Origin of the sequence: uncultured Tateyamaria sp. (genome assembly GCF_947488715.1) — a bacterium.
Classification (GTDB): Bacteria; Pseudomonadota; Alphaproteobacteria; order Rhodobacterales; family Rhodobacteraceae; genus Tateyamaria.
This window is the reverse complement of the sequence record NZ_CANLAG010000004.1, coordinates 103216-116746: the sequence shown is the minus strand read 5'-3', so window position 1 is coordinate 116746 and position 13531 is coordinate 103216. Positions and strand designations below refer to the sequence as shown.

The window sequence follows — 13531 nt, the reverse complement described above, 5'->3', positions numbered from 1 at the left end:
CCCGGACCCCCGAGGTATTTGCCGCGAAAGGAAGGGGTCAGCGGCGGGACAGCATGCGGGCCCAGGTTGGGACCAACAGGGCCGCCACGCCAAGCAGGATTGCCGCGACCACATAGAATGACATGTGCAGGCCGAAGCCGTCCGAGACGAAGCCCATCAGCACAGGTCCAAGCAGGAACGCGGCATGGCCAAGGGCAATGGATTGGCTGATCGCGACCAGGCGGTACTTTGGGCGCACGGCCTGTCCCACGAGGCCTAGGGCCAGTGGCCCCACCACCGAGACACCCAGCCCACCAAGCAGAAAGCCGACATAGGCCGTTGTGACACCGGGGGCCGCCGCCGCCAGCGCCAGCCCGATCCCCGCCATGCAAGAGGCCAGCATCATCACCCGCATCGCGGGCCAGCGCGCACCTGCCAGATGCGCCCCGAGACGCCCCACCGCCATGCCGATGCCCAGCAGTGCAGGGCCCATCGCGCCCTCGGCCGGACCTGCACCCAGGGTGCGTTCGATATGCAGGGCGGACCAGCCTTCGATGGCGGCCTCGCCCAGAAAGGCGGACAGCACGATCAGCCCCCCGACCCAGACGATAGCGCGCGGCATGCCTGCGCTGTCCTGCATGTCGTCCTCGTCCACGCGGTGACGCACCAGCATCCACGGCGTCACCAGCACCACAAGGCCCGCGATGGCCACAAAGATCGTCACTGGCCCCAAACCGCCTGCCCGCGCCGCCCCAACGGCAATCGCAGACACCGCATACCCCACGGAGAACATGCCGTGATTCAGGTTCATCAGGCTGCGCCCGGTTTCGGCCTCGGCCTCACTGACCTCGGCGTTGGAAAAGACGTCGGCGATGCCCGCGCCCGCAGACACAGCGCACAGGGACAGCCCCAGCGCCAATGGCCCCTGCGCCAACCCCGCAGCCACCAACCCGCCCAGCATCACCGCAATGCCCAGCACCATCGACCACCGACCGGCGGCGCGCTCGACCACCGGGGCCAGCCACATCGACGTCAAACCACCCGCCGACCCCAACAACGCCAGCGTCCCCCACAGGCTGTCGCTCACGCCCACCTGCGCCTTGATCACAGGCATCTGCGCCCAGAACGCAGCCCAGCCCAAACCGATCACCACAAAACCGGCCAACGCCCGACGCGACGCGAAAAGATCATCCAACAGTCTCATGGCGCATGCGGTACACAATCCCCAGCCACCGTCCAGCCCCCGGCGGCGCATTTTGCACCTTTCCAAGGCGCATAAACCGGTCTAAGAGGCAGCCTTCACGCGGGGTGACAGCCTTGGAGGCACCCTGCCCTAACTTTGGAGAAATATTATGGCTGGAGAGATTCCTGATCTCGAAGCCCTGGAACGCACGGGGACAGGCAAGGGCGCCGCTCGTCAGGCCCGCCGCGACGGCATGGTTCCAGGGATTGTTTTTGGTGGCGACGCAGATCCGCTGCCGATCAATCTGCCCTTTAACAAACTGTTCAAAATGCTGAAGGCCGGTCGGTTCAAATCGACACTCTTCAACATGAAAGTCGACGGCCACGACGACGTCCGCGTCATCTGCCGCGACGTGCAGCGCGATGTGGTCAAAGACCTGCCCACACACGTGGACTTCATGCGCCTGCGCCGCACCACCAAGATCAACCTGTTCATCGGTGTTGAAGTGGTTGGCGAAGACGTATCGCCCGGCCTGAAAAAGGGCGGCGTGCTGTCTCTGGTCCGCCCCGAGGTGGAACTGGTTGTGACCGCTGGCGACATTCCCGAAAACATCACGATCGACGTGTCCGAGGCCGAAGTCGGCGACAGCATCACCATTTCTTCGGTGACACTGCCCGCAGGGTCCAAAGCGACCATCGACCGTGACTTTGTGATCGCGACGATCTCTGCGCCGTCCGGCCTGCGGTCTTCGGAGAACGAAGAAGGTGACAGCGAAGAAGCTGAAGCCGAAGAGGGCGGCGAGGAGTAATCCTCCGCCCCCGCGCAACAGATCAAAGGCCGCCCTGCATCGGGGCGGCCTTTTTCATGTGTACCGTGCCGGCATCCCCCCCTCAGCCGCAATCAAACGCCCCGATGTCGCGCAGAACCGCATAGGCAACGTCCTTGCGCTTGGCGAGGTGCGAGCGGTTCGGGATGTCCATGTTCAGGGCAAAGACATAAGTCTCGTCCGCACAGTCCAACCAGCCCACGAACCACCCGATGTCCATCTCTGTGTCGCTGTGCCGCCAACCGGTTTTGGACCGCATCACCCATGCGTCACCCCGGTCGCTCACCATAATACCCAGCGCCGCCGCGTAGGTGGACGGGGACAGCGCAAAGTCCTGTTGCGCAAGTCGTTTGAGAAAGGCCACCTGCTCGACCGCCGATATCTGCAACGTGCCGTCCAGCCAGTAACGTGTCAGGTGGTCCGCTGTGCCAATCGCTTGATTGCCGTAGTCAAACTGCGCCAGCCCTTGCGACATTGTGTGTTGCCCGGCGGTGCGCGTAATCTGCTGATAGACCCACACGGCTGAACGCTCAAACGCCGAGGCCAGTGTCTGATCCTGGTTCCACGCCGCGGCTCCCTTGGGGAAGCCATCCCAGGCAAACACCGTATCCGTGGTTGCGATACCGTTCTCAAGCGCGATCAATGTGTGCGGGATTTTGGAGGTTGAGGCCGGGGAAAACCTCTGCTCTGCGCGGGTGGGGTTGCTGATCCACACCTGCCCGTCGGACTGGCGTTCAACCACAACAGTTGTCTGGTTGCCCTCAGCCTTGATGATATGCCTCACATCGATGGTCTCTGCCGACGCCTGCGCGCCAAAACCAAGCAACATCAACGCAGTGGCCGCAACAAGGCGGCGCAAATGCCATTCAGGTCTGCGGATCTCACGCACCAGATGTCCCAACTGTTCTGTCCCTGCCTGCATCATCATCGCACTGTTCCACCTGTCGATTTTGACCTCGGCATAGCACAGCCGTCGGGCGCTGCGTCAGGTCTCTTTCAAATTGCCGCGCGCAGCACCCGCATCGGTGAAAACCCGCCGCTGCCGCCTCGTTTTGCGCGGTCCTTGTTCGCCCCCGCTCCACACTTTATGCTGCATGGCAGAAACACGGGCGGAGGACCTCCATGAAACTGATCGTAGGCCTCGGCAATCCGGGTGCGAAATACGCGCGCAATCGGCACAATATCGGCTTTATGGCGCTGGATGAGATCGCCGCGGATCACGGGTTTCCTGCGTGGAAGTCCAAACATCAGGGTGTCGTGTCCGAAGGGCGGTTCGGGTCGGACCGGGCCGTGTTGCTGAAACCCGAAACCTTTATGAACAAATCCGGCGACAGCGTTGGCGCGGCCATGCGGTTCTACAAGCTGGAACCCGAGGACGTCATTGTCCTGCACGACGAGATTGACCTCGCGCCGGGCAAGGTGCGCTGGAAGGTGGGCGGCGGCCATGCCGGTCACAACGGGCTGCGTTCAATCCACGCTCATATCGGCGCCGACTATGCCCGCGTGCGGCTGGGCGTGGGCCATCCGGGTCACAAGGACGCCGTGCCGGGATATGTCTTGCGCGATTTCCCCAAGGTCGATGCTGGGTGGCTCGACGATGTGCTGCGCGGCTGTGCGGACGGCGCGCCGCATCTGGCGCGCGGCGATGGGCCCAAGTTCATGAACGCGGTCGCCTTGCGCGTGGCCCCGCCCCGCTCCGGCACGGGTGACAAGGCCCCGAAACCGGCCAAGGTTACGGCCACACCACCAGCCGATGACCGCTCTGCCATGCAAAAGCTGATGGACAAGTTCAAATGACCCTCATCACCGCCTTCCGCGATCAGGCCGGGACATGCGCGCGCATGGGCTCACCGCTCATGGGCCGTGTCCTCACCATCCTCGCCGACCATTGGGACCCCAACAGCCGTCTGGGCCAGGCGATGGGGGAATATGCCGGTGACATCGGTCCCGCAGGTCACTCTCTGCCGCTGCGCATCGCGGGCGGGCTGCACGCGCTGGTGCTGCAAGGCGCCGATACCGCCCTCATCGCCGCCTACCCGCCCAACACGGTGGATGACGCAACGCTTGAACATACGGTGCTTAACGCGTTGACCACGCACGAGGACTTCTTGCTCGACTGGACAACCAGCCCACCCCAAACCAACGAAGTCCGCCGCAGTGCCGCGCTGATCGCCATGGCGCGCACCGCATGCACCCATTTTGACCGGCCCATCGTACTGTCCGAGCTGGGCGCAAGCGGCGGCCTGAACCTGATGTGGGACCAGTTTGCCCTCGACACCGGCACGCAAACCTACGGACCAAAGACACCCGCGCTGACCCTCACACCGGAGTGGACCGGGCCACAGCCCCCCGCAAACAATCCACAGGTTGTGGATAGATCAGGCGTCGACCTTAACCCACTGAATCCAAACGACACCGACGACCTCCTCCGGCTGACTGCTTATCTCTGGGCGGATCAACCCCACCGGCTCGCTCTCACCCGTGCCGCCGCCTCTGTCATGCAGGCCAATGTGGAAAAAGGCGATGCAATCAACTGGTTGGAACACCGTCTTACAGCGGCACCCCAAGGCCACATGCACATGATCCAACACACCGTCGCGTGGCAGTATTTCCCGGCAGACGCACAGGCCCGCGGCACTGCCCTGATCGAGGCCGCAGGCGCACGCGCAACGCCCCAAACGCCGCTCGCGTGGATGCAGATGGAAACCGATGGCGACACGACGGGCGCAGTTGGGGCGGCACTGACCCTCCGCCTCTGGCCCGGCGACCTGACCCTGCACCTGGGCCGCGCCGACTTCCACGGCCGCTGGATCAACTGGACCGCATGACGCACCGTCAGTGTTGCCGCATATCCCGACGCTGTGGATAGCTTGGCACAACAAGGGGAAAGACCATGCATATTGTACTGAAATGGACGCTGCGCGCTGTGCTAGCGTTGATAATTGCCGCACTTGTGGTCGGATTCTACAAGCGCGAAGAAATCACCAGATTGCTCGCGGTGAACTCCCTCTTCGACCAGGATCGCATTGTGTCGAATTTCTCCAATATGGACGGCGCATTTCTCCACAGGGAAATCCCCAACGGCGCAGGCCCGGTCAGCCCCCTGCCCGAGGGCGCGCCGATGGTCATGCCCGACGCCTACGCCCAATGGGTCACCGACCGCAGCGTCACCTCGACCCTTGTACTCAAGGACGGTCAGATCGTGCACGAGGCCTATTACCTCGGCACCACCCCAGATGATCGCCGGATCAGCTGGTCTGTCGCCAAAAGCTACCTGTCCGCCCTGTTCGGCATCCTCGTGGACGAGGGCGCAATCGCGTCCCTCGACGCGCCTGTCACCGACTATGTGCCCACGCTCAAGGGCGGGGCCTATGACGGCGCCACGATCCTCGATGTCCTGCAAATGTCGAGCGGCATCACCTTTGACGAGGACTATCTGGATTACGACAGCGATATCAACCGGATGGGACGCGTCATTGCCCTGGGCGGCAAGATGGATGACTTTGCCACAGGCCTCACCGAACGTTTTGCCGCGCCGGGGTCCGAATGGAAATACACCTCGATCGACACCCATATCGTCGGCATGGTCGCCCGTGCCGCCACGGGCCGCGACGTGCCGGACCTGATGGCCGAAAAACTGATTGCACCGCTTGGCCTCGAACAGCCCCCCTACTACCTGACCGACGGGGTCGGGGTGGCCTTTGTGCTGGGCGGGCTGAACATCACGACCCGCGACTATGCCCGGTTTGGCCAGATGATCCTGCAAAACGGCATGTGGCAGGGCCAACAGATCGTGCCCGCAGACTGGGTTGCCGCCTCAACCGCGCCAACCGCGCGCACGAAACCGGGCAAGATCGGTTATGGCTATCAGTGGTGGATCCCCGTTGGCGCAGGCCCGGGTGAATTCATGGGACGTGGCATTTACGGCCAGTACCTCTATGTTGACCAACAGGCGGGGGTCGTCATCGTGTCCACCGCCGCCGACCGCCAGTTCCGGGAACAGGGCGTAAGCGCAAGCAACATCAGCATGTTCCGGGACATCGTTGACGCAACGCAGGAGTAAAACAGTGGAGCCAGAAGACAGCGTCAACGTCCTCGGTGACCCTCTTGCCCTGTGTGGCACGGACCCGGTGACAGGCTTTTTCCGCGACGGCCACTGCAACACCTGCGCCGCCGATCAAGGCAGCCACACAGTCTGCGCCGTGATGACGGCCGAGTTCCTGGCATTTTCCAAATATGTCGGCAACGACCTCAGCACCCCCCGGCCCGAGTTCCGCTTCGCCGGTCTGAAACCGGGCGACAGCTGGTGCCTCTGCGCCTCCCGTTTCCTCCAGGCCCACGACGAAGGCTGCGCCCCCAAGGTCAACCTCGCCGCCACCCACCGCCGCGCACTTGAGATCGTGTCACTGGAAGTGCTGCGCGATCACGCTGCATAGAATATAGTAAAGCGCTACTGCGGCGAAACCTAAGTCTGTCGGGAGCAAACACTAAGGCAGCGGTTCCAATGCTGCCTTGGCTTTTTCAAACTCACCGAAAGACTGGCTCTCATCGCTTTCGAGATACCAAGACGCAGTGCCAGACGCGGGCCGCCCAGTGACCACAGATGCCGCGGCACTGGAACTTGAAAATCCATAGCTTTCCAAGAAAACAAAACGCGTTCCCTGCCAGCCAATCACGCCCTGTTTGACAAGTTCACTATAAAGGCGACCGTACCCCGAATTTTTCGTTGTGGTTCCGACCCAAGTTTCTCTAACTTCAGACCCCTGTTCCACAACGAATGCATCAGCATTTTGATGCGCGCGGGCTTTGACGTGTTTCGTTGTCAGGACAAAATAGGTCTTGTCTTCAGTGATGTTTCCGCTGTCTTCAGAATTGTCCTGTCTGGATTGGTTCGACAAGAAGTCAAAACGCAATGCCGGCAAAACCAATCGAAGATTGCTTAGAAAGTCTTCCATGTGCGCCACGGCCGCTTTGCTCAAGGGGCTTGCCGTCGGTGCTTTGTTGTTGTCGAGTGACACCTTTTTGATACTTTTCGCGGTCTCGAAGATCCTGTGCTCCAAATACCGTGCGTGTGCCTTGTTCAGGGGCTCTCCACCTTGGGCAGAAACGAAAATCGCTCTTTCCCACCAATCCTTCGTACCCTCTTGTAGATGTTGCTTAATCCGTGTCCGGATTTCGTCGGTTTCGCCAACATATATGGTGTCATTTCCATCTTTGACGCCAACCAAGAGATAGATTCCGGGGCTCATCGTTTCCGGTTCTTTCAGAGCCTCGAACACTTGTGCCCGATTGGTACTTAAGACATGCCCAGTCCACTGGAACGGCACGGTTGCCGCTGTCATTCCTGACGGCGTGCCATCATAAAAAAATAACTCGATGGATCGGCCATTCTTCACAGTATCACTCGACGTTGCGTCCCTCAGGCCCCGACATGTCAAAGTCCAGAGCGCGCGCAACGGTAAAGATATCCTTGTCACCCCGCCCGCACATGTTCATGCAGATGATGTGATCGGACGGCAGCTCCGGTGCGATCTTCATCACATGGGCCAGCGCATGGCTGGGCTCAAGCGCCGGGATGATCCCTTCGAGCGTACAGCACAGCTGGAACGCCTCCAGCGCCTCGCGGTCGGTGATCGACACATATTCGGCCCGGCCAATGTCGTGCAGCCACGCGTGTTCCGGCCCAATGCCAGGGTAATCCAGCCCCGCCGAGATCGAGAACCCTTCGAGGATCTGCCCGTCATCGTCCTGTAACAGATACGTCCGGTTGCCATGCAGCACGCCGGGACGCCCGCCCGTCAGGGACGCGCAATGCTCCATCTTGGCATTCACACCCTTGCCACCGGCCTCGACACCGATGATGCCGACCTCTTTGTCGTCAAGGAAGGGGAAGAACAGCCCCATCGCGTTCGACCCACCGCCGATGGCGGCGATAACAGTGTCTGGGAAACGGCCCTCGGCCTCCACCATCTGCTCGCGGACTTCCTTGCCGATGATGCTCTGGAAATCGCGCACCATGGCGGGGTACGGGTGCGGCCCCGCCACCGTGCCGATGCAGTAGAATGTGTCGCGCACATTGGTCACCCAGTCGCGCAGCGCGTCGTTCATTGCGTCTTTCAAAGTCCCACGACCAGAGGTCACCGGGATCACCTCGGCACCCAAGAGCTTCATCCGGAACACGTTGGGGGCCTGACGCTCCACATCATGCGCGCCCATGTAAACCACGCACTTCAAACCGAATTTCGCACAGACCGTCGCCGTGGCCACCCCGTGCTGACCGGCACCTGTCTCGGCAATGATCCGCGTCTTGCCCATACGCCGCGCCAGGATGATCTGGCCCAACACATTGTTGATCTTGTGCGCACCGGTGTGGTTCAGCTCGTCGCGCTTCATATAGATCTTGGCACCGCCCAGATGCTCTGTCAGGCGCTCAGCATGGTACAGCGGGCTAGGACGGCCGACATAATGCTTCCACAGGAAATCCATCTCGGCCCAGAAACTGTCGTCGGTCTTGGCCTTTTCGTACTCTTCCTCAAGGCTCAGGATCAGCGGCATCAGCGTCTCGGACACGAACCGCCCGCCAAAATCGCCAAACCGGCCATTCTCGTCAGGGCCAGTCATGAAAGAGTTGAAAAGATCGTTTGCCATTCCCGGCCTCCGCGTTCAGGTCAGATCGCGTTTATACCCGATGTGCGAAGGGGTAAAGCCAAGGCGCTGGTAGAACCGCGCGCTATCGGTGCGACTTTTGTTCATGGTCAGCTGCAACAGGGTGCAGCCCGCCGCCCGCGCCCGCGCCTCGGCATCCGCGATCATCAGCGCGCCGATCCCCTGCCCACGCAGATCACTGGCCACACGCACGGTCTCGACCTGCGCCCGCCGGGCCGCGCGCAGCGACAGGCCAGAGATGAACGTGATCTGATAGGTCGCCATCACCCGCGCCCCGCGGACACCGACGATCACATGGTTGTTGCCCTCGGCCACCATCGCCCGGAACGCAGCAACATAATGCCCAAGGTCCTGCCCCTCTCGGGTCGCACCCAGTGCATCGTCCTGCATCAATGTCAAAATGTCCGGCACGTCCGCCTCGGTGGCTGTGCGAAAGGCAACCATCAGATCGCCTTGACCGTATCCAGAAATGCGTGGATCAAACCACTGTCCTTCTGCCCCGGCGCGGTCTCGACGGCGCTGCTCAGGTCCACCTGACGCGCGCCGGTGATGCGCACCGCCTCGGCCACGTTGTCACGGCTCAGCCCCCCAGCCAGCATCCACGGCACCGGCCAACGCCGCCCCGCAATCAACCTCCAGTCAAAGGCCACACCGTTCCCGCCGGGCAGGTTGGCGTCCTTGGGTGGTTTGGCATCGACAAGGATCTGATCGGCCACACGCATATAAGTATCCAGCTTGGCCAGGTCCTCTGGCCCCGCAACGCCCACCGCCTTCATCACCGGCAGACCATAGCGCGCCTTGACCTCGGCCACCCGCTCCGGGCTTTCCTGCCCATGCAATTGCAGGAAATCGAGCGGCACCTCGGCCACCAGCCTGTCCAGAAACGCATCATCCGCATTCACCACCAGCGCAACCTTGGCCACGCCTACTGGCACCTCCAAAGCCAGCGCACGCGCGGTTTCAATCGACACATTGCGCGGCGATTTCGGAAAGAACACAAAGCCCACGTAACCCGCCCCCGCAGCCACAGCCGCAGACACGTGTTCAGGGTGGCTGAGGCCACAGATTTTGACGGAAACGCCGGACATGATGTGGCTTAGCTGGCTTCGTCCAAAAGCGCCAGAACCTCGTCCTGACCTTCGTGCTTTTCGGATTTCATGCGTTTGACTTCACGCTCCAGCCGACGCACCTCGCGGGCATTGCGGCTGTTTTCGGACCGGATCGCATGTTCGCGCATCCACTCCCAGACAAAACCGATCAGCAAACCGGCGATGATACCGCCAAAGATCACGACAAACAGGGGCAGTTGAATGCTGGGTGCCACGGCGAACAGGTTCGCAATCTCCGCAGGCAACAGGTTGACGGTGACCATGCCACGATTGGCCAGTGCCACAGCAATCAGGGCAATCGCAAACACAGCGATGCAGGCATAGCGAATGTAACGCATCAGACTTTCCCGTTCAGGCGGTCACGCAGCAATTTGCCGGTCTTGAAGAACGGCACGTGCTTTTCCTCGACATCGACGGTTTCACCGGTGCGCGGGTTGCGGCCCACGCGGGCATCACGCTTCTTGACGGAAAACGCACCAAAGCCGCGCAGCTCGACGCGGTCACCGCGCGCCATAGCGCCCGTCACTTCGTCAAAGATGGTGTTCACGATCCGCTCCACATCGCGTTGATACAGATGCGGATTTTCGTCGGCGATCTTTTGGATCAGCTCTGACCGGATCATGATGTTTCCCCCCGAATAGGCACGGGCGAGTGCGGCCCGTTTTTGGCAATGCTGTCCGTGACTATAGGAACTTAAATGCATCTCGTGAATAGGAAGCCGTTGGCCTGAGCGGTTTTTTACAAGCCCAGAGGGCGGTTAGCACACGGAAAACTAAGGTTTTGTCCGTGCCTTGCGGCGGACAGAGTACAACCCATGGTCGAAGCGCTGCAGTCACGACGTTGTGATTCGGAGCGTATCGCGCCCGGTGCGCGCAGCAAAAAGGGGGCCATGCGGCCCCCTTTTCATGTCGTGATCCTGGCAGAGTGCCTGATCTTATTCGTCGCCTTTCAGCGCAGCACCAAGGATATCGCCCAGCGATGCACCGCTGTCGGACGAACCGTACTGTTCCACGGCTTCTTTCTCTTCGGCGATTTCACGCGCCTTGATCGAGACGCCCAGACGACGTGTCTTGCTGTCGATGTTGGTGATGCGGACGTCCACCTTGTCACCGACCGAGAAACGCTCGGGGCGCTGTTCGGCACGGTCACGCGACAGGTCGGAGCGGCGGATGAAGGACTTCATGCCTTCGTATTCCACTTCGACGCCGCCATCTTCGATGGCTGTCACTTCCACAGTCACGATCGAGCCGCGCTTCACGCCGCCCACGGCTTCGGCAAACTTGTCGCCACCAACCGCTTTGATCGAGAGCGAGATACGCTCTTTCTCGACGTCCACTTCGGACACAACCGCGCCGACCATGTCGCCCTTGCGGTAGTCCTGAATGGCTTCTTCGCCACGCTGGTCCCAAGACAGGTCCGACAGGTGAACCATGCCGTCGATGTCGCCTTCGAGGCCAACAAACAGACCGAACTCGGTGATGTTCTTGACTTCGCCTTCGACCTCGGTGCCCTCGGGATGTGTTTCTGCAAACACTTCCCATGGGTTGCGCATGGTCTGTTTCAGACCCAGAGACACGCGACGCTTGGCGCCGTCGATTTCCAGAACCATGACTTCGACCTCTTGCGAGGTGGACACGATCTTGCCGGGGTGCACGTTCTTCTTGGTCCAGGACATCTCGGAGACGTGGACCAGACCTTCGACACCGGGCTCCAGCTCCACAAAGGCACCGTAGTCCGTGATGTTGGTCACGCGGCCTGTGTGTGTGGATTCCAGCGGGTATTTCGCGGCCACCAGATCCCATGGATCTTCTTGCAGCTGCTTCATACCGAGCGAGATGCGGTGCGTCTCTTTGTTGATCTTGATCACCTGCACCTTGATTGTCTCACCGATGGTGAGGATCTCGGACGGGTGGTTCACGCGGCGCCATGCCATGTCTGTGACGTGCAGCAGACCGTCAACACCGCCCAGGTCAACAAACGCACCGTATTCGGTGATGTTCTTGACCACGCCGTCTACTGTCTGACCTTCGGTCAGGTTGCCGATAACTTCGGCGCGCTGTTCGGCACGCGATTCTTCGAGGATCGCACGACGCGACACAACGATGTTGCCCCGGCGACGGTCCATCTTGAGGATCTGGAACGGCTGTTTCAGACCCATCAGAGGGCCCGCGTCACGCACGGGGCGGACGTCAACCTGAGAGCCGGGCAGGAACGCAACAGCGCCGCCCAGATCAACGGTAAAGCCACCTTTGACACGGCCAAAGATCGCGCCTTCGACGCGCGCTTCGCCAGCGTAGGCAGTTTCCAGACGATCCCATGCTTCTTCGCGGCGGGCCATCTCGCGGGAGATGACGGCTTCACCACGGGCGTTCTCGGCCGAGCGCAGGAACACTTCGACTTCGTCACCGACCGAAATTTCGGGCGCTTCACCGGGATTTGCGAATTCTTTGAGCTCGACGCGGCCTTCCATCTTGTAGCCTACGTCGATGATGGCTTGGCCCGCTTCGATCGCGAGAACCTTACCTTTGACAACAGACCCTTCCTCGGGTGTGTCCATTTCGAAGCTTTCTTGCAGGAGGGCTTCGAATTCCTCCATCAATTTATCAGCCATGTGGCGTGCGTTTCCTAACTATGTTCAGTTTTGCGGGCCGCGCGGTTGTCTCCGCCGGTCTTGGTTTCATGCCCACCAAGTGGTGGAACGGATTTCATTGGTCAGGTGCAACCAAAACAAAGAGGGCCGGAGATGTCCGACCCTGCCCGTCTCGATGTCTTTGTGGTGTTTACACCTTGGCGACGTGCGCGCGTATAGCGGTTGCTGACGCGTAGGGCAAGACTGTCTGTCGCATCACCGCCGATTGGCGCTGTCCCCGCGGGGACAAGGCGCACGGTGGTGTCACGGGATCTTAGCCCCTCCGACATTCGCACGCGACACCAAAGAGATAGACCACCGCGCGCCTTGGTAGCCGGTGTTAACCAAACGGACCGCATACTGCCCCCTGAAGGCGGGCGGTCGTAGCATTCTACAATCACCTGCGACGAAGCCTATGTTCCGTTTTGATGCAAACACTCTGCCGGTTTGAGATATCATGGCTGTTCTTGGTGCTTTGACAGGAAGGTCAGGGCAATGACTGCAAGCACTTGGTCGTGACCCATCATATCGAACAGAAACGACGCTCCTTCTGCATTGGTCCGGGAGCAGGCCAAACCAGACGTTGGCCCGGATGACTTACTCGTCTGTTCAGCGGGACAAACCTGCCTTATGCAGATGCAGCTATTGCTGACGCAGCATTGCTTCGCAGTCACAGCACACACGCCGCTGCGATCCAGCTGATGTCATCGAAGCCGTCATTCAAACCTTCGGTATTGAGCTGATCGGCATTTTGCCTTTCAATGCGACTGCGCCACCGGTCGCTTTTCTCATGAACTCGTCCCATGGTCGTGGGTTGCCCTGTGGAAAACCCTCTACAAAAATCGTAGTTCTAAAGATCGTCGGTTTCCGGGACATTTCCAAGTCTGATAAGAAAGCTTGGGGGGCCGACTTCGCCACTGTTTGGGTCTTCACTGATCATATAGGCATCAGCCCCAGAGCAATCCTCGTTCTGGGCTTCGCGTTCCGCTCTGTTTTGGGCTTCTGCTGCTGTTGAATATTGGAATTGCTTGCCAATTTTCAGGCCTGCCTGCCCATCACGCCCGGGCTTCTGTTCCAAATATGTCTGACAGATATAGTGAACTTTTGTTGTGCTCTCGCCTGAGTCTGTCATGGGTAGT

General features: G+C 60.5%; 15 protein-coding genes. 5 read left to right on the top strand and 10 right to left on the bottom strand.

Going from position 1 to position 13531, the window contains the following annotated elements:
- Positions 1-37: 37 nt before the first annotated feature.
- On the bottom strand, positions 38-1174 hold the full coding sequence (locus Q0936_RS11030; protein WP_299378115.1) for an MFS transporter: 1137 nt from the start codon (positions 1172-1174) through the stop codon (positions 38-40).
- Positions 1175-1331: 157 nt separating this feature from the next.
- Between Q0936_RS11030 and Q0936_RS11025 the strand changes: the two genes are divergently transcribed.
- Positions 1332-1970, top strand: coding sequence for a 50S ribosomal protein L25/general stress protein Ctc (locus Q0936_RS11025; protein ID WP_299296550.1), 639 nt, complete (start codon positions 1332-1334; stop codon positions 1968-1970).
- Positions 1971-2052: 82 nt separating this feature from the next.
- Here the strand turns inward: Q0936_RS11025 and Q0936_RS11020 are convergent, their stop codons facing one another.
- Positions 2053-2916, bottom strand: a complete 864-nt coding sequence (locus Q0936_RS11020) for a penicillin-binding transpeptidase domain-containing protein (protein WP_299296547.1) — start codon at positions 2914-2916, stop codon at positions 2053-2055.
- A 194-nt stretch (positions 2917-3110) separates the two neighbouring features.
- On the opposite strand from Q0936_RS11020, the gene pth reads away from it, so the two are divergent.
- The 4 genes from pth (at position 3111) to Q0936_RS11000 (ending at position 6424) form a co-directional block, all read left to right on the top strand.
- Positions 3111-3785 carry an aminoacyl-tRNA hydrolase gene (pth, locus tag Q0936_RS11015; RefSeq protein WP_299296545.1) on the top strand — a complete coding sequence of 225 codons (675 nt, stop codon included), beginning with the start codon at positions 3111-3113 and terminating at the stop codon, positions 3783-3785.
- Positions 3782-4816 carry a DUF2332 family protein gene (locus Q0936_RS11010; protein WP_299296544.1) on the top strand — a complete coding sequence of 345 codons (1035 nt, stop codon included), beginning with the start codon at positions 3782-3784 and terminating at the stop codon, positions 4814-4816. The genes pth and Q0936_RS11010 overlap by 4 nt, the downstream gene beginning before the upstream one ends.
- Positions 4817-4881: 65 nt before the next feature.
- The gene (locus tag Q0936_RS11005; RefSeq protein ID WP_299296542.1) at positions 4882-6051 is read left to right on the top strand and encodes a serine hydrolase; all 1170 of its coding nucleotides are present in this window, start codon (positions 4882-4884) and stop codon (positions 6049-6051) included.
- Positions 6052-6055: 4 nt separating this feature from the next.
- Positions 6056-6424, top strand: coding sequence for a DUF2237 domain-containing protein (locus Q0936_RS11000; RefSeq protein ID WP_299144001.1), 369 nt, complete (start codon positions 6056-6058; stop codon positions 6422-6424).
- A gap of 51 nt (positions 6425-6475) precedes the next feature.
- Here Q0936_RS11000 and Q0936_RS10995 read toward each other — a convergent pair whose 3' ends face one another.
- From Q0936_RS10995 to Q0936_RS10960, 8 genes are all read right to left on the bottom strand, one after another.
- Positions 6476-7330 carry a GIY-YIG nuclease family protein gene (locus tag Q0936_RS10995; protein ID WP_299296540.1) on the bottom strand — a complete coding sequence of 285 codons (855 nt, stop codon included), beginning with the start codon at positions 7328-7330 and terminating at the stop codon, positions 6476-6478.
- A 58-nt stretch (positions 7331-7388) separates the two neighbouring features.
- Positions 7389-8636: a tryptophan synthase subunit beta gene (gene trpB, locus Q0936_RS10990; protein ID WP_299296537.1), complete on the bottom strand. Its 1248-nt coding sequence runs from the start codon at positions 8634-8636 to the stop codon at positions 7389-7391.
- A gap of 15 nt (positions 8637-8651) precedes the next feature.
- On the bottom strand, positions 8652-9098 hold the full coding sequence (locus Q0936_RS10985; protein ID WP_299296535.1) for a GNAT family N-acetyltransferase: 447 nt from the start codon (positions 9096-9098) through the stop codon (positions 8652-8654).
- On the bottom strand, positions 9098-9742 hold the full coding sequence (locus Q0936_RS10980; protein ID WP_299296533.1) for a phosphoribosylanthranilate isomerase: 645 nt from the start codon (positions 9740-9742) through the stop codon (positions 9098-9100). The genes Q0936_RS10985 and Q0936_RS10980 overlap by 1 nt, the downstream gene beginning before the upstream one ends.
- A gap of 8 nt (positions 9743-9750) precedes the next feature.
- Complete coding sequence (locus Q0936_RS10975; protein WP_299143975.1) at positions 9751-10101, bottom strand: LapA family protein; 351 nt, start codon at positions 10099-10101, stop codon at positions 9751-9753.
- The gene (gene ihfB / locus Q0936_RS10970) at positions 10101-10385 is read right to left on the bottom strand and encodes an integration host factor subunit beta (protein ID WP_299143972.1); all 285 of its coding nucleotides are present in this window, start codon (positions 10383-10385) and stop codon (positions 10101-10103) included. The genes Q0936_RS10975 and ihfB overlap by 1 nt, the downstream gene beginning before the upstream one ends.
- Before the next feature lie 312 nt (positions 10386-10697).
- Positions 10698-12374 carry a 30S ribosomal protein S1 gene (gene rpsA, locus Q0936_RS10965; RefSeq protein WP_299143971.1) on the bottom strand — a complete coding sequence of 559 codons (1677 nt, stop codon included), beginning with the start codon at positions 12372-12374 and terminating at the stop codon, positions 10698-10700.
- A gap of 868 nt (positions 12375-13242) precedes the next feature.
- Positions 13243-13524, bottom strand: a complete 282-nt coding sequence (locus tag Q0936_RS10960) for a hypothetical protein (RefSeq protein ID WP_299293145.1) — start codon at positions 13522-13524, stop codon at positions 13243-13245.
- Between the last annotated feature and the right edge of the window lie 7 nt (positions 13525-13531).